Origin of the sequence: Stenotrophomonas maltophilia (assembly GCF_006970445.1) — a bacterium.
GTDB classification, from domain to species: Bacteria; Pseudomonadota; Gammaproteobacteria; order Xanthomonadales; family Xanthomonadaceae; genus Stenotrophomonas; species Stenotrophomonas maltophilia_AU.
In genome coordinates this window covers 3,649,044-3,673,880 of record NZ_CP033877.1, presented here as the reverse complement: position 1 = coordinate 3,673,880, position 24,837 = coordinate 3,649,044, and the positions used below count along the sequence as shown (strand labels likewise).

Genomic DNA, 24,837 nt, shown 5'->3' with positions numbered 1-24,837 from the left:
CCCGATTATAGGGGCGTGAAGGTGACTGGTTCCCAGCCGCTTCGTGACCGTTTGCAACGGGCGCCATCGCCTAGAATGGGCACATGCCGCATTCGCCAGACACGCCCTCGCACGCCCTGAAGGCCGACAGCTTCGGTCGCATCCTCCTTGTGGAAGGGCCTGCCGGCCCCTTCGTACGCCGTGATCTGGGCGCGACGCCGCTGTGGTTGCGGCTGCCGGCCTGGTGGTTGGCTCGCCGCGAAGCACGCGCGCTGCGCCACATCCACGGCATGGCCGATGTGCCGCAGCTGCTGGCGTGGGATGGCCGTCATCTCGACCGCAGCTTCATGGCCGGCGATGCCATGTACCAGCGCCCGCCACGCGGTGACCTGGCCTGGTTCCGCGCCGCGCGTCGCCTGCTGCAGCAGCTGCATCGCAATGGCGTGGCCCACAACGACCTGGCCAAGGAAGCCAACTGGCTGGTCACCGACGATGGCCGCCCGGCGTTGATCGATTTCCAGCTGGCGGTGATCGGCAACCCGCGCTCGCGCTGGATGCGCCTGCTGGCCCGCGAGGACCTGCGCCACCTGCTCAAGCACAAGCGCATGTACTGCCGCGAGTCACTCACCCCGGTGGAGAAGCGCGTGCTCAAGCGCACCTCGTGGGTACGCGAACTGTGGTTCGCCACCGGCAAGCCGGTCTACCGCTTCGTCACCCGCCGCATCCTGCATTGGGAAGACAACGAGGGTCAGGGGCCGAAGCCGTGAGCCCTGCGCAGGTGGTGACCGGCCCGCCGAGCGCGGGCAGCGTCCTGCGCCCACAGCTGGCCGTCGCCGACTTCGTGCACGCCTGCCAGGCGACGACACGTCGCGATGGGCGCTCGGCCTTGCAGGCCTATCGCGACATGGCGGCGACCATTCCCGGCTGGTTCGATGGGCTGATGGCGCTGCGCAATCGCGGCATGCGCCTGCTCGGCATGAAGCACCTGGGCTCGTTGCGCGCGGTGCAGGATGTTGAGGATCCTCAACCCGGCCAGCGGCTGGGCATTTTCACCCTGCAGTCGTTGGACGATGATGCCATCGTGCTGGAAGACGACGACCGCCATCTGCGTGTGCAGCTGGCCCTGCAGTGGCAGGGCGATGTGCTGGAAGTGGCGACGGTGGTGCATACACATAACGCGTTCGGGCGTGTGTACATGCTGCCGGTCGCCCCGGTGCATCGGCTGATCGTGCCGCGTCTGCTGGAGAAGCAGGTGCAGTTGTACCGGTAGATCCACGCCATGCGTGGATGCGCTGGGCAGAATCGTGTCGTAGAGCCGAGCATGGCTCGGCTCTACAGACGCCGGTGACCTTACGGCGTCGCCGGCACCACCTGCTGGCCGATGAAGTTGCGCTTGGCGTCGAAGTCGTAGGCGATCTGCAGCTGGCCCACATCCGGGCAGGCGTGGCAGTCGCGCAGCGGCGTGCGATACATCACGCGGATGCCGCCGTTCTCCAGCGGCGTGGCCCCGGCTGACTGCGCCGGTGCGAACGGTGTGGCCTGTGGGTTGGCCTTCAGCAGTTCCTGCACGGTGGGGTCGGCACGCAGGGTGTCGTCCAATTGCACGGCATCCACGTCGATGCGCTTGCCGCTGGCGTCGACCAGGCGGGTGCCCTCGTTGGTGTTGGCGCGGAACGGGTATTCGACCGTGGCCACGCCCAGGCCGCCGTTCTCGTGCCAGGCGGTCACATAGGCCAGCTCGCCGCCGGTGGACAACTGCTCGGCGGCAGTAATGGCATCGGCGCTGGCACCACCGGCGCGCATTGCATCGCGCAGGCACTCGCGGGTGGCGGCGTTCTCGCCCTGGCGGCAGGCGTTGAGGTCGCCATCCCAGACCACTGCCTCGCTCCAGCGCAGCTTGCCGTCGGCGGCGGCCTGCTCTGCGCTCGGCGCTTCACCGGCAGGCGGCTCCTTGCCGGGTTCCGGCGAACGGCCCTGGCAGGCGGTCAGCAGGGCAAGCCCCAAGGCAGGCAGCAGCAGGCGGGAACGGCGCATGGCGTGGACCTCGTGCGTTGACTGGAGGCTCGAGTATCGTCAAGGCCGGGTGAACTCCGCGTCGGCGCGGCATACTAGCGGCTCATTGCATACGCTGGAGTGTGGAACGTGGGCAGTCTGCAGGGCAAAACCCTTTTCATCACCGGTGCCTCGCGCGGCATCGGCCTGGCCATCGCACTGCGCGCTGCGCGCGACGGGGCCAACGTGGCGATCGCCGCCAAGTCGTCGGTGCCGAACCCGAAGCTGCCGGGCACCATCCACAGCGCAGCCGAGGCCGTCACCGCCGCCGGTGGCCAGGGGCTGGCGCTGAAGTGCGACATCCGCGAGGAAGAGCAGGTGCAGGCGGCGGTTGCGGCCACGGTCGATACCTTCGGTGGCATCGACATCCTGATCAACAATGCCAGCGCGATCTGGCTGCGCGGCACGCTGGACACGCCGATGAAGCGCTTCGACCTGATGCAGCAGGTCAATTCGCGTGGCAGCTTCCTGTGTGCGCAGGCGTGCCTGCCGTACCTGCTGCAGGCGCCGAACCCGCACATCCTCACTCTGGCGCCGCCGCCGAGCCTGGAGCCGAAGTGGTGGGGCGCGCATACCGGCTACACGCTGGCCAAGATGGGCATGAGCTTCGTCACGCTCGGCCTGGCCGCGGAATTCGGCCCGCAGGGTGTGGCGGTGAACGCGCTGTGGCCGCGCACCGTGATTGCCACCGATGCGATCAACATGATTCCGGGTGTGGATGTGGCCGGCTGCCGTACGCCGCAGATCATGGCCGACGCCGCGCATGCGGTGCTGGTGCGCGAAGCGGCCGGCTTCCACGGCCAGTTCCTGATCGATGATGAAGTGCTGGCACAGGCCGGCGTCACCGATCTGTCCGGCTATGCGGTGGATCCGTCGCGGCCGTTGCTGCCGGATCTGTTCCTGGATTGAGCCAGGGGATCCACGCGGGGCGTGGATCTAATGCGCGCACCCTGTTGTTTCGGTAGTGCCGGCCGCTGGCCGGCATCTGCCTCAATGGCTGAATGCATCCGGTAGTTCGCCACCGCATTTGCGGCAGTGGCGCGCATCCGGTTCATGCCCCTCCAGCCCGCAGTGCGGGCAGCCTCGGGCATCACGGCGCGCAGCCAGTTCGGCTTCGCGCATGGTGCTGGCCAGTTCGGCGGTGTAGATGCCGGTGGGCACGGCGATGATGCTGTAGCCGATCAGGATCAGTACCGACGTGACGAAGCGGCCAAGCACGGTCTGCGGCACGATGTCGCCGAAGCCGACCGTGGCCATGGTCACCACCGCCCAGTACATGCTGGCCGGGATGTTGGTGAAGCCGTGTTCGGGGCCCTCGATCACGTACATCAGCGCACCGGCGATGATGGTGATGGTGATTACCGTGAACAGGAACACCAGCACTTTGCGCCGGCTGCGCCACAGCGACGTCATCAGCACGCCGCTTTCCTCGATGTAGCGGGTCAGCTTGAGGATGCGGAACACGCGCAGGATGCGCAGCGCGCGCACCACCAGCAGGCTCTGCGCGCCGGGGATGAACATCGACAGGTAGGCGGGCAGGATCGACAGCAGGTCGATGATGCCCCAGATGCTCACCGCGTAACGCAGCGGGCGCTTGACCACCGCCAGCCGCAGCAGGTACTCGGCGGTGAAGATGATCGTGAAGGCCCATTCCAGGATGTACAGGCCGGTGGACCATTCGGCATGCAGGTGCTGCACGCTGTCGATCATCACCACCAGGATGCTGGCGACGATCGCCACCACCAGGATCAGGTCGAAGTTGCGCGAGGGCCGCGAGTCATGGCGGTAGATGATGTCGAACCACCGACGGCGCCAGCCGGTCTCGGTGGCGGGGTTCAGCTGGGGGGCAGAAAACGGTCGCATGGGCGCATTGTGCCGCAGGGGTTCCGGCGCGAGAATGGGGATTCCTGAACCCTGCCGACTGCCATGACCGCCGCTACCGATCCGCTGATCTCCCTTTCGCACTATTACCTGCCGGTCTACAAGCCCCGCCAGGTGGTACTGGAGCGAGGCCAGGGCGCCCGCGTGTGGGACAGCCAGGGCCGTGAGTTCATCGACCTGGCTGCCGGCATCGCCGTGTGCGGGCTGGGCCACAACGATCCGGACCTGGTGGCCGCGCTGGTCGAGCAGGCCGGCAAGCTCTGGCACACCAGCAACGTGTTCTACAGCGCGCCGCCGCTGCACCTGGCCGAGGAGCTGGTGAAGGCCAGCCGCTTCGCCGAGCGCGTGTTCCTGTGCAATTCCGGCGCCGAAGCCAACGAAGTGGCGATCAAGATGGTCCGCAAGTGGGCCTCCAGCCAGGGCCGCCCGGCCGACAAGCGGGTGATCATCACCTTCCGCGGCAGCTTCCACGGCCGCACCATGGGCGCGGTGACCGCCACGGCCCAGCCGAAGTACCAGGAAGGTTACGAGCCGCTGCCCGGTGGCTTCCGCTACATCGATTTCAACGATGAAGTGCAGCTGGAAACCGCGATGGCCGCCGGTGATGTGGCGGCGGTGATGCTGGAGCCGATCCAGGGCGAGGGCGGCGTGATGCCGGCCAAATTCGGTTTCCTCAAGCGCGTGCGCGAACTGTGCGACCAGCACAACGCACTGCTGGTGCTGGACGAGATCCAGGCCGGCATGGGCCGCACCGGCACGCTGTTCGCGCACTGGCAGGACGACGTGGTGCCGGACATGGTCACCCTGGCCAAGGCACTCGGTGGTGGCTTCCCGATCGGCGCGATGCTGGCCGGCCCGAAGGTGGCCGAAACCATGCAGTTTGGCGCGCATGGCACCACCTTTGGTGGCAACCCGCTGGCTGCTGCGGTGGCCCGCGTGGCACTGCGCAAGCTGGCCTCGGCGGAGATCGCCGCCAATGTCAGCCGCCAGTCGAAGGCACTGCGCGATGGCTTTGCCCGCATCAACGACGAGTTCGGCGTGTTCAGCGACGTGCGCGGCCGTGGCCTGATGCTGGGCGCGGTGCTGAGCAAGGACTTCGCTGGCCAGGCCGGGGCGATCCTCGACCATGCCGCCGAGCAGGGCCTGCTGACCCTGCAGGCCGGCCCGGACGTGCTGCGCTTCGTGCCGTCGCTGAACATCACCGACGAAGAAGTGGCCGAAGGCCTGAAGCGCCTGCGCGCAGCGATTGCTGCGTTCATCACCGCGCGCTGAAGCCATCGTGCTGGGGTCGGATCCCTCTCCTGCAGAGAGGGCTCTGACCCCGATCAGCTCACCGCGTAACGCTTCAACACTTTGCCCAATCCACGGCCATCGCGCACGGTTTCCGCGTGCAGGCCGGCAGCGCGTGCGCCACGCACATTGGCGAACAGATCGTCGACGAACAGCGTGTGCGAAGGCGCCACGCCGAGTGCGTCGAGCGTGCGCTGGAAGACCTCCGGTGCGGGTTTGCGCAGGCCGAAATCGGCGCTGCAGAACACGCGACCCTGCAGGGCAGGGAACAGTTCCGGCAGCAGGGTGGGCAGCGCCTGCACCATCAGCGCGCCATTGTTGGTCAGTACCGCCAGTGGCAGCTGCAGGGCCTGCAGTCGCTGCAGCACCGCGTACTGCGGATGGCTGGCGGCCTGGCGTGCGGCGATCCAGCTGGGTACATCGACGGTCCTGCCCAGCAACGCTCCCAGCCGCGCCAGGTAGGCCGGTCCGTCCAGCGTGCCGTTGTCATGCGCCGCTTCCAGTCCACCGTCATACAGTGCCGCCTGCACCGCCGCAGCAGGAACCGCCAGTGCCTGCGCCAGGTGCAGCACGCGCTGCGCGCGCTGGTACTGCACCAGCACCCCATCCACATCCAGCAGCAACAGGTCGATCCGCATCGGCTGAGCATGCCATTGCAGTGAATGTGCGGAAACCCTGGAGCGGCCGTGCGACAGACGGTCGCAGTCGCGGTCGCATGGGCCTGCCTAGAATGGCGCTTGAATCCGCAGGAGATGCAGCGATGAAGGCTCGGATGGTGGCAGTGGGACTGGGTGCGCTGATGCTGGCGCCGTCGGCGATGGCGCGGGTGTGTGCGGTAAGCATCGACAGCACCGACCAGATGAGTTTCAGCAGCCGCGAGATCAAGGTTGCTGCCGATTGCAGTGCGGTGGACCTGACCCTGCGCCACACCGGCAAGCTCGCCGCCACCGCGATGGGCCACAACTGGGTGCTGACCCGCACCGCCGATTACCAGCCGGTGGCGATGGCGGGCATGCGCATGACCCTGGCCGACAGCTATCTGCCGAAGGCCGACAAGCGCGTGCTGGCGCACACCAAGGTGATCGGCGGCGGCGAGACCACGCGCGTGCGCTTCTCCACCCAGGGCCTGCAGAAGGGCGGTGACTACACCTTCTTTTGCTCGTTCCCCGGCCACTTCGCGATGATGAAGGGCAAGCTCGTCTTCGGCTGAAAAAAGGGGACGGAGGGGATTAAGTCGTAAGTGCACAAACGACTTAATCCCCTCCGTCCCCTTTTGCGATCAGCCCTTGGCGGCCTTGAATGCCACGCGTGCAGCGGCGAGGGTGGCCTCGATCACGGCGTCGTCGTGCGCGCTGGACAGGAAGCCGGCCTCGTACGCTGACGGGGCCAGGAACACGCCCTGCTCCAGCATCGCGTGGAAGAAGCGGTTGAACGCCGGGATGTCACAGGCAGTGGCCTGCGCGTAGGTCTCCACCTTCTCGCTGGTGAAGAACAGCCCGAACATCGCGCCCACGCGGGTGGTGGTCACCGCTACGCCGGCTTCGGCGGCGGCCGCTTCCAGGCCGGCACACAGGCGCGCGGTGCGCTCGGCCAGATCGGCGTGGAAGCCCGGCTGCTGGATCAGCTCCAGCATCGCCAGGCCGGCGGCCATCGCCACCGGGTTGCCGCTCAGCGTACCGGCCTGGTAGATCGGGCCGGCCGGCGCGATCTGCTGCATCAGTTCGCGACGACCGCCGTAGGCACCCACCGGCATGCCGCCGCCGATGATCTTGCCGAAGGTGGTCAGGTCCGGGGTGATGCCGTAGTGCGCCTGCGCTCCGCCGAGGGCCACGCGGAAGCCGGTCATCACTTCGTCGAAGATCAGCAGCGCGCCGTGCTTCGTGCACAGTTCGCGCAGGTGCTGCAGGTAGCCCTCGCGCGGCGGAATGCAGTTGGCATTGCCGACCACCGGCTCGATGATCAGGCCGGCGATGTCGTCACCCTGCTGCTCGAACAGGGCGGTGGCCGCTTCGAAGTCGTTGTAGGGCAGGGTCAGGGTCAGTTCGCTCAGGCCGGCCGGCACGCCCGGCGAGGTCGGCACGCCCAGGGTCAGCATGCCGCTGCCGGCCTTGACCAGGAACGAGTCGCCGTGGCCGTGGTAGCAGCCTTCGAACTTGACGATGCGGTTGCGGCCGGTGGCACCACGCGCCAGGCGGATCGCCGACAGCGTGGCCTCGGTGCCGGAGTTGACCATGCGTACCATCTCGCACGATGGCACCAGGCGGGTGATGGCCTCGGCCATGGTCACTTCGGCCGCGCACGGCGCGCCGAAGGACAAACCGTTGTCGATCGCCTTCTTCACCGCCTGGCGCACGGCCGGGTGGTTGTGGCCGACGATCATCGGGCCCCAGGAACCGACGTAGTCGATGTAGCGGTTGCCATCGACGTCGTACAGGTAGGCGCCGTCGGCGCGCTCGACGAAGAACGGTTCGCCACCGACCGATTTGAACGCGCGTACCGGCGAATTGACGCCGCCCGGCAGCAGCTGCTGGGCGCGGGAGAACAGGGCGTGGGACTGGTCGTGGTTCATGGGGCTTTCCTGGGCGTTACGCGAACTGGGCGAGGTAGGCGCGCTGGGTCGCGACCGGGTCTTCGGCGGCGAACACGCTGCTGACCACGGCGACCAGATCGGCGCCGGCGTCGATGATGGGACCGACATTGTCCGGCGTCAGGCCGCCGATCGCCACCCGCGGCACGCCCAGTGCGGCGCTTTGCCGCAGCAGGTCGGTATGGGCGCGGCTGGTGGTGATCTTGGTGGTGGTCGGGAAGAACGCGCCGAAGGCCACGTAGCTGGCGCCGGCGGCCACGGCCTTTTCGGCATTGGCCAGCTGGTCGTAGCAGGAGGCGCCGATGATGGCCTCGGCACCGAGCAGTGCGCGCGCGCTGGGGATGTCACCGTCGGTGCCGCCCAGGTGCACGCCGGCCGCGCCGACCGCCCTGGCCAGCGCCGGGTCGTCGTTGACGATCAGCGGCACGCCGTGTTCCACGCACAGCGCCTGCAGGGCGGTGGCCTGCTCGCGCCGCAGCGCGTCACTGGCGGTCTTGTTGCGGTACTGCAGCCAGGTGGCGCCCGCGGCCAGCAGCGGCGCGGTGCGGGCCAGCAGGCGCGCGGTATCGGGCTCGTCCGGGGTGATCAGGTAGACGCCGCGGGGCGCCGGGGAAGCAGAAGTCATCGATGGCTACCGGTGAGTGGACCGCGATGGGACAATGGCGGCCCGTGAATCCAGTCCTGATTATCCGATGAGCGATGCCACCCCCACCACCTTGCGCACCTGGATGTGCGTGGTCTGCGGCTTCATTTACAGCGAAGCGGAAGGCTTGCCGGAGGAGGGTATTGAGCCCGGGACGCGCTGGGAGGACATTCCCGAGACCTGGACCTGCCCGGATTGCGGGGTGACCAAGGCCGATTTCGAGATGGTCGAGGTCGATTGACGGGTGGGCCACCCGGCCCATCCGGTGGGTGTGGACCGTTGGTCCACACACCGACATCCTCAATGCAGCCGTGGCACCGGCCCGCCGAGGTCGATCAGCTTCTCGCGCAGCCACTGCGCATCGCTGGCCTCGGGGTTGCGCTTCAGGTACTGCCCCAGGTCGTGGCGGGCACCGGCCAGGTACTCCAGCTGCAGATAGGCCAGGCCGCGATCCCGCAGCGCGTCGTCCTGCTCCGGGGCCAGCTTCAGCACGCGATCGGCGCTGCGTGCAGCGCGGTCCCATTCGCCCGCCTCGGCGTACACGCCATGCAGGTTGCGCAGCATGCGCATCAGGATCGCGCGGGCCGGCGCCGGGTCGAGGATCTGCGCCAGCACCTGGTCGTCGGGCATCTGCCCGCCAAGATGTGATTTGGCCCGCTCGCGCAGCTCGTCCACGTCCAGCGGACGGCCACCGTTGAAGGGGTCCATCACCAGCACGCCGTCGTCTACCGGCAGGCGCACCAGAAAGTGGCCGGGGAAGGACACGCCATCGAGCGGAATGCCCAGCCGGCGCGCGACTTCCATCTGTACCAGTGCCAACGAGATCGGGTTGCCCAGGCGGCGCTCGAATACCTGGTTGAGGTAGCTGTTGCGCGGGTCGTAGTACTCGTCGTGGTCGCCGCTGTAGCCCAGCTCGTCGAACAGGTGGCGGTTGATCGCCGCCATCTTCAGCGGGCTGTTCTCGATGCTGTCCACTTCCGAACGGAGGTGTTCGACATGGCTCTGGATCAGCGCGTCGTAGGTCGACGGCTGCAGATCGGGGTATTCATCGCGCGCGATCAGCAGCGCGGTCGGCAACAGTGGCAGCGCCTCGTCTTCGAGGTCGGCCAGTGCATCCCAGTCGGGGAGTGTGATCCGGTCCTGCATGGTCACAGACTGGCGTCATTCGCAGGCGGTTTCAAGCGGTGTCGCGTGAAAAATTCAGGGGTCAGATCCCTTTCGCACGCGAAAGGGATCTGACCCCTGCAGGGTTGCCGGCCAGCGGCCGGCACTACCGTGGGTGCCGGGCGCAGCCCGGCAGAACCGTGTTACTCGATGCCCGGGCCGAAGGTCAGCTGGGTGCCGTCCTTCAACTGCAACTTCTCGGCCTGGCCGGCGTTGAGCTCCAGCACGTAGCGCGCCGGGCCGCCGCTGGGGTAGGGCGGGCACATGTCACCGGCCGAGCACGGCGGTACGTCGCGCTGCTGGCTGACCAGCTTGCGCTGGCTGTCGAAGTACAGGATGTCCAGCGCGATCTTGGTGTTCTTCATCCAGTACGCCTGCATTTCCTCGCGGTCGTGGATGAACAGCATGCCGTGGTCGGTCGACATCTGGTCGCGGAACATCAGCCCGCGCGCGCGGGTTTCATCGTTGGTGGCCAGCTCGACCTGGTAGCGGGCGCCATCCAGCTCGACCCAATGGCGGGCCGCGTCGGTGGCGCAGCCGGTCAGGGCCAGCAGCGGAAGCATCAGCAGCGAACGCAACAGCGACATCGTCAGGATCCTTCGAAAGGGTCAGAGCACGACCGGCGGCTCGCCGCCGACGATCACCACATCGGCGCGACGGCGCGCGAACAGGCCCACGCAGACCACGCCCGGCAGCTGGTTGAGCTCGCGCTCCAGCTTTTCCGGATCGGTGATCTGCAGGTTGTGGATGTCCAGGATCTGGTTGCCGTTGTCGGTGACCACGCCTTCGCGCCAGGTCGGCTGGCCGCCGGTCATGTCGCGGATCTGGCGGGCGACCAGGCTGCGCGCCATCGGGATCACTTCCACCGGCAGCGGGAACTTGCCCAGCACCGGCACCTGCTTGCTCGGGTCGACGATGCAGATGAAGCGCTCGCTGGCCTCGGCGATGATCTTCTCGCGGGTCAGTGCGGCGCCGCCGCCCTTGATCAGGCACTTGTTGGCGTCGCACTCATCGGCGCCGTCCACGTACAGCGACAGGTTGCCGCTGTGGTTCAGCTCGATCACCTCGATGCCGTGCTGCTTCAGGCGCGCGGTGCTCTGCTCGGAACTGGACACGGCACCCTTGATGCGGTGCTGGATGCGGGCCAGGGCATCGATGAAATAGGCCACGGTGGAACCGGTGCCGACACCGACGATCATGCCGTCTTCAACGTACTCGATGGCTTTCTCGGCGGCCAGGCGCTTGGCTTCGGACATGGGAGAACTCTCAGGCAGGGAATCAGGATTTCTTTTCCAGCGACAGCAGCAGCTTCCACTGCGCGGCGGTCACCGGGAACACCGACAGGCGGTTGCCCTTGGCAACCAGCGGGAAGCCTTCACCGAGCTCCTCGGCGTGCAGCTTGATCTCGTCCAGCGCGATCACCTGCTTGAGCTTGCGGTCGAAGCCCACGTCCACCAGCATCCAGCGCGGGTTCTCGCGCGTGCTCTTGGGGTCGTGGTAGTCGGATTCGGGATCGAACTGGGTATCGTCCGGGTAGGCCGGGCTGGCGACCGTGGCCAGGCCGACGATGCCGGGCACCTTGGTATTGGAGTGGTAGAACAGGATGCCGTCGCCGACCTGCATGCCATCGCGCATGAAGTTGCGCGCCTGGTAGTTGCGCACCCCGTTCCAGGGTTCGACCTTGACCTTGGCGAGGTCATCGATGGAGAAGGCGTCCGGTTCGGACTTCATCAGCCAGTAGCGCTTGCGGGCGGTCATGCGTTCACGGGGGCAGCGGAGGGGAACAGGGTGCCGTCTTCGGTGCAGATCGCATCCACCGGCACGTCCCACGACGCCACCGGCAAGGACTCGACCTGCTGCACCGCGAATGCAGCACCGACCAGCCAGGGCGGCGCCGGCCGGTCGTGGCGGAAGGCGAAGCTGCGATCATACCAGCCGCCCCCCATGCCCAGCCGCCGGCACTGTGTGTCGAAACCCACCAGCGGGGTCACTACCAGCGCCATCTGCGCCGGTTCCAGGGTGTCTTCCATCGCCACGTCCGGCTCGGGAATGCCATAGCGGTTGCTGGTCAGCGGCTGCCCGGGGCGCCACGGTGCGAAGCGCAGCACGTCACCCGCCAGTACCGGCAGGCAGTAGGTGAGCCCTTCGGGCAGCTGCAGCTGCCAGCGGTGCAGGGCGATTTCGCCATCCAGCGCCCAGTAGCCGGCCACGGCGCCTTCGCGCGGGGCGAACGGCAGGGCGAGCAGGGCATCGGCAAGCGATTCGGCGGCGGCGATACGCTCACCGGCGGAAAGGTCACGGCGGCGTTGCCGCAGGTCGTGGCGCAGGGCCTGGCGCGGGTCGGTCATGGCAGCGAGCGGCGAGGATCAGCCGTTATTGTGCCGGAAAGAACAAGGGCGACGCCCGAAGACGCCGCCCTTGCTGGAATATTGCATTCTCCGCAATGTCGATGCATGCGAAACGACCTTGAACCCGGGGGCTCAAGTGGGAACGCTGGAGAACCATCGGGCTTCCCGCTACAAGGCGGACCTGCACTCCCGGCGCTGTCGCGCTCCCGGTGTCGTTCTTAAGGGACAAGGCGAATGTTTGCACATGCCGTCGAGTACCGCAGAGAACGCGTGGCCATTATAGCCAGCACGCACGATCTGGATAGGCCGTTCGTCGGCAACAGTCCGTGCCAATTCAGATACGCGAAAAGGGGACGGAGGGAATTAAGGCGTTTCCAGCACGGAAGGGGCGAATGCGCCTTAATTCCCTCCGTCCCCTTTTTCTATGGGGTGCCGTCGATCGCGCGGTCCAGGCGCCGGTTCAGGTCGGCCAGCGTCTGCTGCAGTGCCACTGCCTGGCGGGCGTTCTCGTCGCGCAGCAGCTGCAGTTCATGGGCCAGGTTCAGCGCGGCCAGCACGGCGACGCGGTCCACGGCGGCCATGCGGTTGCTGCCGCGGATCTCGCGCATGCGCGCATCGAGCAGGCGCGCAGCAGCCATCAGGCTGTCGCGTTCGTCGCCGCCGACACCCACGGTGTATTCACGATCGAGGATGCGGACACTGACCGGTTCGGCGCTCATGTGTGCTGCTCCAGGGATTTGAGCCGGCTGATCATTGCTTCCACCCGCGAGCGCGCCTGCTCATTCTTGGCCAGCAGCGTGGAACGCTCGGCCACCAGCTGTTCCTGCTGGTGGCGCAGGCTGCGGTTCTCCTCGGCCAAGCGCTGGTTGCGTTCAAGCAACGCTTCCACGCGGGCGGCGAAGTCCTGCAGCTGGGCAAGGGGGTCGGCGGGTTCCATGCAGGCACGATAGGCAAGCCGGGTAAGGGCGGTCAAGCGTTGTCGCAGCAAGGCCTGACGGCCGCAGAGAGGATGCCGTCGGGTTGCTACACTACGGGGTCTCACGGGCGCGCGTGTGCGCCCCGGTTTCCTTATTCCGAACGAGCCGCACGATGACCGAACTTCCCTCCGTCGACGACGTTACCCGCGCCAGCCAGGAGCTGGGCCTGGGCGCCACCGCTGCCGAGCTGCACGGCGCGCTGTGTGGCTGGCTGGCCGCCGGCGGCGCCCCCGGCAATGACTGGCCGGCGCGCGTGCTGGCCGACGACAACCTGCCGCCGGTGGCCGCCGACAGCGTGCTGGGGCAGCTGCTGCAGGCCACCATCAAGCAGCTGGAAGACCGCGACTTCGCCTTCGAGCTGCTGCTGACCGACACTGACGACGTGTCCGCGCAGGCCGATGCCATGTTCAGCTGGACCCGTTCCTTCCTGGGCGGCTTCGGCCTGGGCAGCGGCGGCCGTCGCCCGACCCTGTCCGAAGAGGGCGAAGAAGCGCTGACCGACATGGCCAGCCTGGCCCGTGCCTCCAGCGAGGATTTCGAAGCCGGTGGAGATGATGACGACGAAGCCCTCTCGGAGATCGAGGAATTCATCCGCGTGGCGGTACTGCTGCTGCACGGTGACGTGGTGCTGGCCTCGCGCCATCGGCAGCGCCTGAACTGATGGATATCAAGCAGCGCACCGGCATCGCGGCCGGCGAATACAAGCGTCGCCGCCGCCAGCTGATGGACATGGCCGGCGAGGACGCGATCCTCGTGCTGCCGGCCGCGGCCGAGAAGGTGCGCAGCCTCGATACCCATTACCCGTTCCGCCAGGATTCGGACTTCCAGTACCTGAGCGGCTTCCCGGAGCCGGAAGCAGTGCTGGTGCTGATCCCGGGGCGACGCCACGGCGAGGCCATCCTGTTCTGCCGCGAGCGCGATGCCGAGCGTGAGGCCTGGGACGGGAGCCGCGCCGGCCAGGAAGGCGCGGTGGCGCAGTACGGCATGGACGATGCGTACCCGATCGACGATCTGGACGACATCCTGCCGGGCCTGCTGGAAGGGCGTTCGCGCGTCTACTACCACTTCGGCCGTGACGCCGATTTCGACCTGAAGCTGATCGGCTGGGTCAACCGCGTGCGTTCGCAGGTGCGCCACGGTGCGCAGCCGCCGCATGAGTTCCTGGAGCTGGGCCACCTGCTGCACGAGCAGCGCCTGTTCAAGTCCGGCGCGGAAGTGGCGCTGATGCACCACGCCGCGCAGATCAGTGTGCGCGCACATCTGGCGGCGATGAAAGTGGCGAAGGCCGGCATCCACGAATACGAACTGCAGGCCGAACTGGAACGCGTGTTCCGCGCCAACGATGCCGTGCCGGCCTACTGCAGCATCGTCGGTGCGGGCCGCAACGGCTGCATCCTGCATTACCGCGACAATAACGCACGTTCGCGTGACGGCGAGCTGGTGCTGATCGATGCCGGCGCGGAATATCGCGGCTATGCCAGCGACATCACCCGCACCTTCCCGGTGAATGGCCGCTTCAGTGCCGAGCAGCGCGCGCTGCACGACCTGGTCGGCGATGCGCAGGCTGCGGCGCTGGCCCAGGCCAAGCCGGGCGTGCCGTACGAGGCCGGCCACCTGGCGGCGGTGCAGACCCTGACCGAGGGCCTGCTGCGGCTGGGCCTGCTGAAGGGCACGCTGGAAAAGAACCTGTCCGAAGGCCAGTACCAGCGTTTCTACCGGCACAAGACCGGGCACTGGATCGGGCTGGACGTGCACGATGTGGGCGATTACCGCCTGGCGGGCGATTCGCGCCTGCTGGAGCCGGGCATGGCGTTCACCATCGAGCCGGGGCTGTATGTCGGCGTGGACGATACGACGGTGGAACCGCGCTGGCGCGGTATCGGCATCCGTACCGAGGATGACGTGCTGATCACCGATGACGGCCATCGCGTGCTGACCGAAGGCCTGGCGCGCAGCGCCGACGAGATCGAAGCGGTAATGGCGGGGTAAGGGGCTTTTCTGCAGGGCTTGCAGCCCTGCACCTGCTCAATGCAACGGCAACGGCGAAAGCAAGAGCGGCATTCCGTGGGATGGCGGGGCGGTGTGGGTGGTCAGGACACGCCGTAAACCCATCCATGGGGGCTCGATGGCGCCATCCATGGCGCCAACGGTCCTGCCCACCCACACCGCCCCACATCTGACAGGTTCCTGCGGCTGTTGGTGGGTGCCGACCGTTGGTCGGCACATCTGTCAGATATCGAATGAATCATCCACGCATGGCGTGGATCTACTGGCTGCTGCGGCTGTTGGTAGGTGTCGACCTTGGTCGACACGGAGCGAGCGCAGCGAGCGACCCGCTTTTGCTTTTCCTTTTTCTTTTCCGTGGTTGGACGCGCGCAGGAAACTGTCAAAGGTGGGGCGGGTGGGCCATGCAGGGGCGTTGGCGCCATGGATGGCGCCATCGAGCTTACAGGGACGTACTTGCAGCGTCCCCTGCATGGCCCACCCGCACCGCCAAGCGCGGCTTTTGCTCCAAGCGGCCAACCACGAGGGGCTCAGCCGTTGGCCGCCGCAAACTCCGGCCGCGTCAGGTTGTCCGCTTCGCCCTCGGTGCACAGCACCTCGTCTTCGATGCGGATGCCGCCATACGGACGGAAGAAGTCCACGCGGTCCCAGTTGATCGCATCGCCCTGGCCGGCGTCCTTCACTTCGTTCAACAGCATGTCGATGAAGTACAGGCCCGGTTCGATGGTCACCACCATGCCCGGTTCCAGTACGCGGGTCAGGCGCAGGTACGGATGGCCCGCCGGGCGCTCGATGCGGCCACCCTCGTCGCTGGCTGCGAAACCGGCCACGTCGTGCACCTGCAGGCCGATCAGGTGGCCGATGCCGTGCGGGAAGAACGCGGCGCTGACGCCGGTTTCAACTGCGGTCTGCGGCGACACTTTGATCACGCCGAAGTCCTTCAGTACGCCCATCAGTGAAAGATGTGCGTCCACGTGCAGCTGCTTGTAGTCGAAGCCCGGGCGCACCGCCGCGCACATCTGCTGCTGGGCGGCGTCGACGGCGGCGATCATCGCTGCGAATTCGTCGTGGCCCTGCGCGGCGTAGGTGCGGGTGATGTCGCTGGCATAGCCGTGCGCGCTGGCGCCGGCATCGATCAGGAAGCTGCGCAGCGGCTGCGGTGCCTTGCGGCCCAGCTCGGTGTAATGCAGCACGGCGGCATGTTCATTCAGCGCCACGATGTTGCCGTAGGGCAGCTCGTTGGCGTCCTGGCCCACCGCTTGGCAGTACGCCATGTGGATGCTGAACTCGTCGGCGCCGTTGCGGAACGCGGCTTCGGCGGCGCGGTGGCCGCGCACGCCCAGCACCTGCGCCTGGCGCATCAGCGCGATTTCATACGGCGTCTTGCTGCCGCGGTGCCATTCCAGGTAGTTCACCACCGGTGCCGGGTTGTTCGGCACGTAGCTGCCCAGCGTGCTCTGCGGTTCGCCGAGGATCGCGCAGCGCGACGGGTCTGCCGGCAGCAGGGCAAGCGCCTCCTCGGGCTTGCGGATGATGTGGATGTCGAAGTGCTCCACCCACCAGCCACTCGGTGCGTCCGGCACCACGTGCCAGTAATCGAAGGGCTGGTGGAAGATCACCGCCGGGCGCTTGCCGGGGGTGAACACGATCCAGCTGTTGGGCACGCGGGTCAGCGGCAGCCAGGCCTTGAACTGCGGATTGACCGCGTACGGGTAATCGCGATCGTCGAACACCTGGTAGTGCAGGGTGCCGCTGGGCACCACCAGGTGATCGAAGCCGCCGCGGGCCAGCGCCTGTTCGGCACGTCGGCACAGCACGGCCAGGTGGTCGGGATACAGGGCGCCGGGGTCTTGCTGGATCATTGCGGTGGCTCGACACGGAAAACGGCCCTAGATTCTGCCGCATACCGGGAAAAACCGCTGTGCTGGAACCGGCACTCAGGCCGTCGAAACCGGTCCCTCGTCGCTGTCTTCGCCCACCCACTTGCGCAGCAGCTGCCGATGTTCGCGCGACAGGGTGAGAAAACGGAAGCCGGTCCAGCTCTGGCCCGGCACATGCGCCGGTTCGCTCCACAGCAGGTGCACGCCCACGTCGATGGCCTCGTGGCGGCCGTCGCCCATCGGCAACGGGAAGCGGAACTGGTACAGCGCGTCCTCGCGCAGCGGCGTGCTGGCCAGCATCAGCATGCCGGTCTCGGAGACATTACCGAGCCGGCCCACCACGCTTTCGCGCATCTGGTCGGTCACCGGCACCAGGTCCGAAACCTGGCGGCGCGGTGCGCGGCGGGTGTCCTGCGGTGGTTGGGTGTTCAAACGGAGGTCTCCCTGGAACGGCCGCCGGCCAGCGCGCGCAGCGCACCGAGGCTGGCCTGCCACGCGCGATCGACCAGCCGGCCCTTGTCTTCGGTGACCAGCTGCGCGCGTCCGGCGCTGATCTGCCGGGCGAGCGTGTCGAGGTCGGTATCGGCGACCTTCTGCCCGCGCGGATTGACGAACAGGGCGTGGCCGGTCAGCAGGCTGTACCAGGACAGGCGCTGCCGGCGCAGGCTGCCATCGCCGTTGTCGATGTCGAACCAGCTGCCGAAGGGCAGGGTGCCCAGCTGCTGGTAGGCGGCCTCTTCGGCGCTGCTGCGCGGTGCCAGCGACGCGGGGCCGCTGCCGCTGGCGGCATGTTCGCCCAGCCGTGCACGCGCCTTCAGCCGTGCACTGAGTTCAGTGCGCGAGGTGCTTTCGTCCTCGCCGCCGGGCGTGGCCAGGCGGCGCGCAACGGCGGCGGCTTCCTCGGCGTGATAGCCGACCTGCACCAGCGCGGACTCGACATCGCTGGCCAGCGAGGCATCGGTACCGCCGGGGGCATCGACGGCCTGCGCGGTTACCGCGGCGATGCGCTCGGTCTGGTGGAGGCGCTCCTGCCATTGCGGTGAATCGTCGCCGTGGCGCAGGCGGGTGAGGGTGAGTGCATCGGCCCAGGCCTGGCGCAGCAGGGTCTGCACGAAGCGCGGCGGCTCCTGTGCGTCACAGCACTGGTCGATCTGTGCATTGGCCTGGCGACGTGCCAGTTCCAGTCGTTCCTTGCCGCGTGCGGCCTCGACGTGGCGGCGCTCGGCCAATTCGGCGCGATGGGCCGCCGCGCGCTGGTGCTGCTGCACGTCTTCGTTGGCGGTGGCGAAGGCCTCGGGCGAGCGCGCGTCCTGGCCCAGCAGGCCCTGCACGCTCTGCGCCATGCGCTGCAGCAGCTGCGGATCCACATCATCGTCACCCAGCCAGTTGGCGCCGACTTCGGCAATCTGGTTGAGCAGTTCGCGTGCGGGGTGTTCGTCGCGCACGAAGAAACCGGGGTCGGCCATCGCCGCGCGCGCCAGCGGCACCTGCAGGCGGGCGAGCAGCGCGGCAGGCACCGGATCGGGGCGTTGCTGCTGCTGTACCTGCTGCATCAGCATGCGCAGCAGGTCAAGATTGTCACGGTCGTGGCTGCCCAGCTCGGCAGTAGCGCCGTGCTCGCTGCGCAGCTGCGCGACCACGGCAGCCTGCAGGTCGGCAACACCGGTGGCCGCGCTGGACTGGGCCTGCAGGCGTGCAAGGACCGCATCGACCGCTGCGCTGGGCACGGCCGCAGTATCTGCAGGGACCGTCGTGGCATGGCGGGCCTGCTGCAGCAGTTCGTGCAGCGCACTGCTGGTGGACGTGGTCACGCCAGGGGCGGCGGGACCCGCGCTGCCTGTATCGTTGAAGGCATCCTGCACCAGGTTCGACCAGGAACCGGCGGGGGCGGAGCCGTTCCAGCCGGTCAATGGCGCGGCGGTACGTTTGGCAGGCTGCGTTGCGCGGCCGCCACCCACCGATTGGGTGAGGATCCTCCGCGTGCTCGACGAGCGTGCCAGGTAGGGGGTGTAGACCAGGCCCGGCAGCACACCGTGCTGGGCCAGCAGCGCGTTGGCGCGGTCCAGGATGTCACCCAGGCGCTCCAGTACCTGCCGCTCGAAGCTGCGGTACAGCGCAAGCTGCACCTCCACGCCGAGGGTGTCCTGTTCGGCGATCCGGCGCACCATCGCGCACAGGGCCTGCGGTGCCAGTGGCAGGGTATCGGCCTCGAACGCCGGCGCCGCTGCGAGCACACCCAGGCGCTGGCCCAGCAGGTTCAACGTATTGGTTGAGCGCAGGGTCTCGCGCCGGACCATCTCGGTCAGCAGCAGGTCGCGATCCACCTCGCGCTCATCGACCAGCGACAGGCCCAGCATGCCCGGCAAGGGCGGCGGCGTGGCATGGGCAGCGGTGGTGGTGGACGGCTCGCGCAGGCCCGCCAGTGCTTCGGCCACGGCATCGAGCATGCGGTCGGCGAAATGGCCGGCGAAGGCATGCAGCTGGCCCCGCTGGGCCATCAGATCTGCCTGCTGCATCGGATTGCGTGCGCGGTCGGCGTCGTGCAGCAGCGTCTGCTCCAGCGCTTCAACGGTCAGGATCAGCGGCGCGGCCAGCGTTTGCCGGCACAGGCCGATCAACGCGCCCAGCAGCTCACGCACCCGCGGAGGCAGGTCGCTGGCGGCCAGACGGGCTTTGTCGGCAGAGGTAATGGAAAAGACAGCTGACATCGGCGAGCGGTACCCGGATTCCCGCGGATCGATCTTGTGAATCTACCGTGTCGGCCGCGGTCAGCGCTACTTTAGGGTGAATGCGCGTGCAGTTCGTCCGGTCATGCCCGGCGGATGAACGGTAGTGCCGTCCGCTGGCCGGCAGCGCTGTCTTTACCGGATTGCCGGCCAGCGGCCGGCACGACCCTCTGTCACGCGAGGATCAATCTTCCAGGAACAGGCTTACCACGTCGTTGGTGAATCGGCGGCCCAGCTCGGTCGGCTGCACATGCCCATCCGTGACTTCCAGCCAGCCGCGCTGCACGGCCTCGGCCAGCGGTGCGTCCAGCACGCTGCGCGACAGCCCCGTGCGCGACTCGAAATCGCGCAGGCCGAAACCTTCGTGCAGGCGCAGCAGGTTGAGCATGTACTCGAACGGCAGGCGTTCGGCTGCGATCACGTCGTCGCCACCGAACGAGGCCGGAGTGCCGGCGCTGTCCAGGTAGGCCTGCGGGTGCTTCAGCTTCCAGCGGCGCAGCACGTGTTCCTCGGCGCCCGAGCTGATCTTGCCGTGCGCGCCGGCACCGATGCCCAGGTAATCGCCGAAACGCCAGTAGTTCAGGTTGTGCGCACTCTGCCGGCCGGGGCGCGCGTAGGCGCTGACCTCGTACTGGCCGAAACCGGCCTGCGCCAGCAGCGCCTGGCAATGTTCCTGCATGTCCCAGGCGTTGTCTTCATCGGGAATGCCCTGCGGCGGCCGCGCGAAGAACACCGTGTTCGGTTCCAGGGTCAGCTGGTAGTGCGAGATGTGCGCAGGCTGCAGCGCGAACGCACGTTCCAGATCAGCCTCGGCACCGGCCAGGGTCTGTTCCGGCAGCGCGTACATCAGGTCGATGTTGAAGTTGTCGTAGCCCGCGTCCTGCGCCATCTTCACCGCGCGCTCGGCTTCGCCACTGTCGTGGATGCGGCCCAGGCGCTTGAGCATGGCGTCGTCGAAACTCTGGATGCCGAAGCTGAGGCGGTTCACGCCGGCCGCGCGGTAGCGGTCGAAACGGCCATGCTCGGCCGTGCCCGGGTTGGTTTCCAGGGTGATTTCGGCATTGGGTGCGAAGCGCAGGCGCGCACTGGCCTGCTGCAGGAAGCGGTCGATCGCTTCCGGCGGGAACAGGCTGGGGGTACCGCCGCCGAAGAACACGCTGTGCACCACCCGGCCCCAGACCAGCGGCAGGTCCTGGTCCAGGTCGCGCAGCAGGGCGTCGATGTAGGCATCGAACGGCAGCTCGCCCTTGGCCTGGTGCGAATTGAAATCGCAGTACGGGCATTTGCGCACGCACCACGGCAGGTGCACGTACAGCGACAGCGGTGGTGGCACCAGTCGCGGCGGGCTGTCGTGGTCAGCGGAGCAGGCTTCGCCGGGCAGGTGGTTGCAGTGGTCGTGGGCGTGCGGCATGGGCTTCATTGGTAGTGCCGGCCGCTGGCCGGCTTCCCTGGTTCGATCGGGTGGCGTCAGTACAGCGTCGCCAGCTGCTGCTTGAGCTGCTGCAGGGCAATGGCACGGTGGCTGATGGCGTTCTTCAGCGCCGGCTCCATTTCCGCGGCGGTCAGGCCGTGGGTGGTGTCCAGGAACACCGGGTTGTAGCCGAAACCATTGGTGCCACGCAGTTCGCGGATGATCTGCCCTTCCCAGCGGCCTTCGCAGATCAGCGGCTGCGGGTCGGTAGCGTGGCGCAGCAGCACGATCACCGCATAGAAGCGGGCGCTACGCTGGCCATCGGGGATGTCGGCCATCGCCTCCAGCAGTTTGGCGTTGTTGGCCGCGGCGTTGGTCGGGTGGCCGGCATAGCGCGCGCTGTACAGGCCCGGCGCGCCGCCGAGGGCATCGACGATCAGGCCCGAATCATCGGCCAGCGCCGGCAGGCCGGTCGCTTCGCAGGCTGCGCGTGCCTTCAGCAGCGCGTTCTCGACGAAGGTCAGGCCGGTCTCTTCCACATCGCCCAGGCCCAGTTCGGCGGCCGAGGTGATCTGCAGTGGCAGGTCGGCGAGGATCTCCTGCATCTCCACCAGCTTGCCGGCGTTGTGGCTGGCCAGTACCAGTTTCTTCATTGGCGGGGCTCCAGCAGGTCCCAGGTGTTGCCATACAGATCGCGGAACACCGCGACCGTTGCATAGGGCTCTTCGCGCGGCGCTTCCAGGAACTCGACGCCGGTGGCCAGCATCGCCGCGTGGTCGCGGTGGAAGTCGTCGGTGTTGAGGAAGAAGGCGACGCGGCCACCGGTCTGGTTGCCGATGCGGCTGCGCTGTTCCTCGTCGCTGGCACGGGCCAGCAGCAGGGCGGCGGCGCTGCCGTCGGTCGGGCCCACCACCACCCAGCGCTTGTGGCCCTGGTCGATGTCCTCCAACAGTGCAAAGCCGAGCTTGCCGGTGTACCAGGCAATGGCTTCGTCATAGTCGGCCACCACCAGGGTGGTCAGGGCAAGGCGCCGGTTCATGCCGACAGCGCCGCCTGTTGCGCGGCCAGCAGTTCGGCCACGCCCTTCTCGGCCAGGCCCAGCAGCGCGTCCAGTTCATCGCGACGGAAGGCGTGCCCTTCGGCGGTGCCCTGCAGCTCGATGAAGCCACCACCGTCGTTCATCACCACGTTCATGTCGGTGTCGCAGTCGCTGTCTTCGGCGTAGTCCAGGTCCAGCACCGGGGTGCCGCGGTACACGCCTACCGACACCGCGGCCACTGCGCCCAGGATCGGGTTGCGCTTGATGTCGCCGCGCTTCATCAGCACGTTCACCGCATCGACCAGGGCCACGTAGGCGCCGGTGATGGCGGCGGTGCGGGTGCCACCGTCGGCCTGCAGCACATCGCAGTCGAGGGTGATGGTGCGTTCGCCCAGCGCGTTGCGGTCCACGCAGGCACGCAGGCTGCGGCCGATCAGGCGCTGGATCTCCAGCGTGCGGCCGCCCTGCTTGCCACGGGCCGCTTCACGGTCGCTGCGGGTGTGGGTGGCGCGCGGCAGCATGCCGTATTCGGCGGTCACCCAGCCCTCGCCCTTGCCGCGCAGGAAGCCCGGCACGCGGTTCTCGACGCTGGCGGTGCACAGCACGCGGGTTTCACCGAAGCACACCAGCACCGAACCTTCGGCATGGCGGGTGAAGCCGCGTTGGATGACGACCGGGCGGAGCTGGTCGGGCTGGCGGCCGCTGGGGCGGGAATCGGACATGGTGCGGGTTCCGTAATGGCAAGGGAGTACGCCGCCACGCCCGCAGCCTTCACGGGGCGGGCAAGGGGGCTCTGGTGAGGGCGCTAGGGTACCATTCCCCCTTTGCACGCACCGGACACAATCCATGATTCGAAGCATGACCGCCTATGCCGGCGGCGAGCGGGTCACCCCGTGGGGCACGCTGGGCTGCGAGCTGCGCTCGGTCAATCACCGCTTCCTGGAGGTCGGCACCCGCCTGCCCGAGGAACTGCGGGCGCTCGAACCGCAGCTGCGCGAGCGCATCGCCGCGCGCCTGAGCCGCGGCAAGCTGGATCTGGTGATGCGCCTGCGCGCGCCGGAAGCGGCCGCCAACCTGCAGGTGGACGAGGCCTTGCTGGGCCAGCTGGGCCGCCTGGCCCACCGCCTGACCTCCGATTTCCCGAACCTGCAGGTCAGCTTCACCGACCTGCTGCAGCTGCCGGGCGTGACCCGCGGCGAGGCCACGGATGCCGCCGCCCTGCAGGTCGAGGCACTGGCCCTGCTGGACCAGGTGCTGGACGGCTTCGTCGAGGCCCGTGAGCGTGAAGGCGGCAAGTTGTCCGCGGCCATCAGCGAGCGCGTGGACGGCATCGAACGCATCGCCACCGAAGTCCGCACGCTGATTCCGGCCATTCGCGACGGTCAGCGCGCCAAGCTGGCCGCACGCCTGGCTGACCTGCCGCACCCGGTCGATCCCGGCCGCGCCGAGCAGGAGCTGGTGCTGTGGCTGCAGAAGCTGGACGTGGATGAAGAACTGGACCGTCTTGGCAGCCATATCGTCGAGATCCGCCGCGTGCTCAAGCAGCGCGAGCCGGTCGGTCGTCGCCTGGACTTCCTGCTGCAGGAGTTCAACCGCGAAGCCAACACGCTGGGCTCGAAGTCGGTGGACAGCCGTACGTCCAATGCCGCGGTGGAGCTGAAGGTGCTGATCGACCAGATCCGCGAACAGGTGCAGAACATCGAGTGATGTTGCATCCAGCGGTACAGCAGGGGCGCCTTCGGGCGCCCTTGTCGTTTCAGCGCATCAGCGCACGCTGACGCCCGGCGCTCCTGCGCCCAATCGCCCCACCACGGCCGTTTGGCCGAGCCCCGCGTCGTGGAAGCAGGCCAGCACCGCATCCACCGCTTCCGGGGCGCAGGACACCAGCAGGCCGCCGCTGGTCTGCGGGTCGGTCAGCAGTGGCTGCCAATGTGCCGGCAACCCATCGGCGAAGCGCACCTCGGTGCCATAGGAGGCCCAGTTGCGGTTGGAGGCGCCGGTCACGCAGCCACGCTGCAGCAGGGGCAACGTCTGCGGCAGCAGCGGGATCTGCGCACTGTCCACTTCGGCGGCAACGCCGCTGGCGCGGCACACTTCCAGCAGGTGGCCGAGCAGGCCGAAGCCGGTGACGTCGGTCATCGCATGCACGCCGTCCAGCGCGGCCAGGGGGATGCCCACGGTATTCAGGCGGGTGGTTGACTCGATCATCTGCCGGTAGCCGTCGGCATCCAGCACCTCCTTCTTCAGCGCCGACGAATACACGCCGACGCCCAACGGCTTGCCCAGCACCAGCACGTCGCCAGCGCGGGCATCGGCATTGCGCTTGAGCCGCTGCGGATCGAGCACGCCGATCGCGGCCAGGCCGTAGATGGGTTCCACCGAATCGATGCTGTGGCCGCCGGCCACCACGATGCCGGCATCAGCGCAGGCGCGTTCGCCGCCCTGCAGGATGCCGCGGATGGTGTCCTGTGGCAGCGTATTGATCGGCATGCCGACGATGGCCAGTGCGAACAGTGGGCGCGCGCCCATCGCATACAGGTCCGACAGCGCGTTGGTGGCCGCGATGCGGCCGAAGTCGAACGGGTCGTCGACGATCGGCATGAAGAAGTCGGTGGTGGCGACGATCGCCTGGCGGTCATCGAGGCGATACACCGCGGCGTCGTCGCTGGTCTCACGGCCGACCAGCAGTTCGGCCGGTGCCGGAAGCGCTGGAACGCCGCGCAGCAGTTCGGAAAGCACGCCCGGGGCGATCTTGCAGCCGCAGCCGCCACCGTGGGCCAGCGAGGTCAGTCGTTGCGGGGCATCGGCCGTTGAAGGAGCGGGGGACTGCGCGTGCGTGGCCATGCCGACATCTCC

29 protein-coding genes and 1 other RNA gene are annotated in these 24,837 nt (G+C 67.8%); 9 read left to right on the top strand and 21 right to left on the bottom strand.

Annotation, left to right across the window (positions count from 1 at the left end; genetic code table 11):
- Positions 1–83: 83 nt before the first annotated feature.
- Both EGM71_RS16860 and EGM71_RS16855 read left to right on the top strand, forming a co-directional pair.
- Entirely contained in the window at positions 84–746 is a 663-nt protein-coding gene (locus EGM71_RS16860) for a serine/threonine-protein kinase (protein WP_032956028.1), read from the top strand.
- Positions 743–1,249 carry a DUF2867 domain-containing protein gene (locus EGM71_RS16855; RefSeq protein ID WP_188485828.1) on the top strand — a complete coding sequence of 169 codons (507 nt, stop codon included), beginning with the start codon at positions 743–745 and terminating at the stop codon, positions 1,247–1,249. The genes EGM71_RS16860 and EGM71_RS16855 overlap by 4 nt, the downstream gene beginning before the upstream one ends.
- Before the next feature lie 80 nt (positions 1,250–1,329).
- Here the strand turns inward: EGM71_RS16855 and EGM71_RS16850 are convergent, their stop codons facing one another.
- A complete protein-coding gene (locus tag EGM71_RS16850; protein ID WP_188485826.1) occupies positions 1,330–2,013 on the bottom strand; it encodes a hypothetical protein in 684 nt (227 codons plus the stop codon).
- A 108-nt stretch (positions 2,014–2,121) separates the two neighbouring features.
- On the opposite strand from EGM71_RS16850, the gene EGM71_RS16845 reads away from it, so the two are divergent.
- On the top strand, positions 2,122–2,940 hold the full coding sequence (locus tag EGM71_RS16845; protein ID WP_188485824.1) for an SDR family oxidoreductase: 819 nt from the start codon (positions 2,122–2,124) through the stop codon (positions 2,938–2,940).
- A gap of 81 nt (positions 2,941–3,021) precedes the next feature.
- On the opposite strand, the gene EGM71_RS16840 is transcribed toward EGM71_RS16845, so the two are convergent.
- A complete protein-coding gene (locus EGM71_RS16840) occupies positions 3,022–3,894 on the bottom strand; it encodes an ion transporter (RefSeq protein WP_014648300.1) in 873 nt (290 codons plus the stop codon).
- 63 nt (positions 3,895–3,957) lie between these two features.
- On the opposite strand from EGM71_RS16840, the gene EGM71_RS16835 reads away from it, so the two are divergent.
- Entirely contained in the window at positions 3,958–5,184 is a 1,227-nt protein-coding gene (locus tag EGM71_RS16835) for an acetylornithine transaminase (protein ID WP_188485822.1), read from the top strand.
- Between the two features lie 53 nt (positions 5,185–5,237).
- On the opposite strand, the gene EGM71_RS16830 is transcribed toward EGM71_RS16835, so the two are convergent.
- Positions 5,238–5,840: an HAD-IA family hydrolase gene (locus tag EGM71_RS16830; RefSeq protein ID WP_188485820.1), complete on the bottom strand. Its 603-nt coding sequence runs from the start codon at positions 5,838–5,840 to the stop codon at positions 5,238–5,240.
- Between the two features lie 122 nt (positions 5,841–5,962).
- Here EGM71_RS16830 and azu point away from each other — a divergent pair, with 122 nt between their 5' ends.
- The gene (gene azu / locus EGM71_RS16825; protein ID WP_188485817.1) at positions 5,963–6,412 is read left to right on the top strand and encodes an azurin; all 450 of its coding nucleotides are present in this window, start codon (positions 5,963–5,965) and stop codon (positions 6,410–6,412) included.
- Between the two features lie 69 nt (positions 6,413–6,481).
- On the opposite strand, the gene hemL is transcribed toward azu, so the two are convergent.
- The gene (hemL, locus tag EGM71_RS16820) at positions 6,482–7,771 is read right to left on the bottom strand and encodes a glutamate-1-semialdehyde 2,1-aminomutase (RefSeq protein ID WP_188485815.1); all 1,290 of its coding nucleotides are present in this window, start codon (positions 7,769–7,771) and stop codon (positions 6,482–6,484) included.
- Positions 7,772–7,787: 16 nt separating this feature from the next.
- A complete protein-coding gene (gene thiE / locus EGM71_RS16815; protein ID WP_188485813.1) occupies positions 7,788–8,414 on the bottom strand; it encodes a thiamine phosphate synthase in 627 nt (208 codons plus the stop codon).
- A gap of 34 nt (positions 8,415–8,448) precedes the next feature.
- Between thiE and EGM71_RS16810 the strand changes: the two genes are divergently transcribed.
- Positions 8,449–8,673, top strand: a complete 225-nt coding sequence (locus EGM71_RS16810) for a rubredoxin (protein ID WP_188485811.1) — start codon at positions 8,449–8,451, stop codon at positions 8,671–8,673.
- A 59-nt stretch (positions 8,674–8,732) separates the two neighbouring features.
- Here EGM71_RS16810 and EGM71_RS16805 read toward each other — a convergent pair whose 3' ends face one another.
- The 8 genes from EGM71_RS16805 to EGM71_RS16770 all read right to left on the bottom strand — a co-directional run bounded on the left by EGM71_RS16805 (position 8,733) and on the right by EGM71_RS16770 (position 12,881).
- Positions 8,733–9,578, bottom strand: a complete 846-nt coding sequence (locus tag EGM71_RS16805; RefSeq protein WP_188485809.1) for a SirB1 family protein — start codon at positions 9,576–9,578, stop codon at positions 8,733–8,735.
- 161 nt (positions 9,579–9,739) lie between these two features.
- Entirely contained in the window at positions 9,740–10,183 is a 444-nt protein-coding gene (locus tag EGM71_RS16800) for a DUF192 domain-containing protein (protein WP_100440217.1), read from the bottom strand.
- A gap of 21 nt (positions 10,184–10,204) precedes the next feature.
- The gene (gene rpiA, locus EGM71_RS16795; RefSeq protein ID WP_006389802.1) at positions 10,205–10,852 is read right to left on the bottom strand and encodes a ribose-5-phosphate isomerase RpiA; all 648 of its coding nucleotides are present in this window, start codon (positions 10,850–10,852) and stop codon (positions 10,205–10,207) included.
- Between the two features lie 22 nt (positions 10,853–10,874).
- Positions 10,875–11,354: an EVE domain-containing protein gene (locus EGM71_RS16790; protein ID WP_188485807.1), complete on the bottom strand. Its 480-nt coding sequence runs from the start codon at positions 11,352–11,354 to the stop codon at positions 10,875–10,877.
- Positions 11,351–11,944: a 5-formyltetrahydrofolate cyclo-ligase gene (locus tag EGM71_RS16785; RefSeq protein WP_188485806.1), complete on the bottom strand. Its 594-nt coding sequence runs from the start codon at positions 11,942–11,944 to the stop codon at positions 11,351–11,353. Before EGM71_RS16785 ends, EGM71_RS16790 begins: the two co-directional genes overlap by 4 nt.
- An 83-nt stretch (positions 11,945–12,027) precedes the next feature.
- Positions 12,028–12,213: non-coding RNA, 6S RNA (gene ssrS, locus EGM71_RS16780), on the bottom strand.
- A 153-nt stretch (positions 12,214–12,366) separates the two neighbouring features.
- Positions 12,367–12,663 carry a cell division protein ZapA gene (locus tag EGM71_RS16775; protein ID WP_005410899.1) on the bottom strand — a complete coding sequence of 99 codons (297 nt, stop codon included), beginning with the start codon at positions 12,661–12,663 and terminating at the stop codon, positions 12,367–12,369.
- Positions 12,660–12,881: a TIGR02449 family protein gene (locus EGM71_RS16770; RefSeq protein WP_005410898.1), complete on the bottom strand. Its 222-nt coding sequence runs from the start codon at positions 12,879–12,881 to the stop codon at positions 12,660–12,662. Before EGM71_RS16770 ends, EGM71_RS16775 begins: the two co-directional genes overlap by 4 nt.
- Before the next feature lie 152 nt (positions 12,882–13,033).
- On the opposite strand from EGM71_RS16770, the gene EGM71_RS16765 reads away from it, so the two are divergent.
- Together EGM71_RS16765 and EGM71_RS16760 are read left to right on the top strand one after the other, a co-directional pair.
- A complete protein-coding gene (locus EGM71_RS16765; RefSeq protein WP_188485804.1) occupies positions 13,034–13,582 on the top strand; it encodes a YecA family protein in 549 nt (182 codons plus the stop codon).
- Positions 13,583–13,587: 5 nt separating this feature from the next.
- Positions 13,588–14,910 carry an aminopeptidase P N-terminal domain-containing protein gene (locus tag EGM71_RS16760; RefSeq protein WP_188489871.1) on the top strand — a complete coding sequence of 441 codons (1,323 nt, stop codon included), beginning with the start codon at positions 13,588–13,590 and terminating at the stop codon, positions 14,908–14,910.
- Between the two features lie 545 nt (positions 14,911–15,455).
- Here the strand turns inward: EGM71_RS16760 and pepQ are convergent.
- The 7 genes from pepQ to rph form a co-directional block, all read right to left on the bottom strand.
- A complete protein-coding gene (gene pepQ, locus EGM71_RS16755) occupies positions 15,456–16,787 on the bottom strand; it encodes a Xaa-Pro dipeptidase (RefSeq protein WP_188485802.1) in 1,332 nt (443 codons plus the stop codon).
- Between the two features lie 75 nt (positions 16,788–16,862).
- The gene (locus tag EGM71_RS16750; RefSeq protein ID WP_188485800.1) at positions 16,863–17,237 is read right to left on the bottom strand and encodes a PilZ domain-containing protein; all 375 of its coding nucleotides are present in this window, start codon (positions 17,235–17,237) and stop codon (positions 16,863–16,865) included.
- Positions 17,234–19,513, bottom strand: a complete 2,280-nt coding sequence (locus EGM71_RS16745; RefSeq protein WP_188485798.1) for a DUF1631 family protein — start codon at positions 19,511–19,513, stop codon at positions 17,234–17,236. The genes EGM71_RS16750 and EGM71_RS16745 overlap by 4 nt, the downstream gene beginning before the upstream one ends.
- Before the next feature lie 202 nt (positions 19,514–19,715).
- Complete coding sequence (gene hemW, locus EGM71_RS16740; protein ID WP_223224487.1) at positions 19,716–20,942, bottom strand: radical SAM family heme chaperone HemW; 1,227 nt, start codon at positions 20,940–20,942, stop codon at positions 19,716–19,718.
- 56 nt (positions 20,943–20,998) lie between these two features.
- Positions 20,999–21,595: an RdgB/HAM1 family non-canonical purine NTP pyrophosphatase gene (gene rdgB / locus EGM71_RS16735; protein ID WP_188485796.1), complete on the bottom strand. Its 597-nt coding sequence runs from the start codon at positions 21,593–21,595 to the stop codon at positions 20,999–21,001.
- A complete protein-coding gene (locus tag EGM71_RS16730; RefSeq protein ID WP_188485794.1) occupies positions 21,592–21,981 on the bottom strand; it encodes a VOC family protein in 390 nt (129 codons plus the stop codon). Before EGM71_RS16730 ends, rdgB begins: the two co-directional genes overlap by 4 nt.
- On the bottom strand, positions 21,978–22,703 hold the full coding sequence (gene rph, locus EGM71_RS16725; RefSeq protein ID WP_049426699.1) for a ribonuclease PH: 726 nt from the start codon (positions 22,701–22,703) through the stop codon (positions 21,978–21,980). Before rph ends, EGM71_RS16730 begins: the two co-directional genes overlap by 4 nt.
- A gap of 124 nt (positions 22,704–22,827) precedes the next feature.
- On the opposite strand from rph, the gene EGM71_RS16720 reads away from it, so the two are divergent.
- Entirely contained in the window at positions 22,828–23,688 is an 861-nt protein-coding gene (locus tag EGM71_RS16720; RefSeq protein WP_019661992.1) for a YicC/YloC family endoribonuclease, read from the top strand.
- Positions 23,689–23,745: 57 nt separating this feature from the next.
- Here EGM71_RS16720 and selD read toward each other — a convergent pair whose 3' ends face one another.
- Positions 23,746–24,825: a selenide, water dikinase SelD gene (gene selD / locus EGM71_RS16715; protein ID WP_188485792.1), complete on the bottom strand. Its 1,080-nt coding sequence runs from the start codon at positions 24,823–24,825 to the stop codon at positions 23,746–23,748.
- Positions 24,826–24,837: the final 12 nt, after the last annotated feature.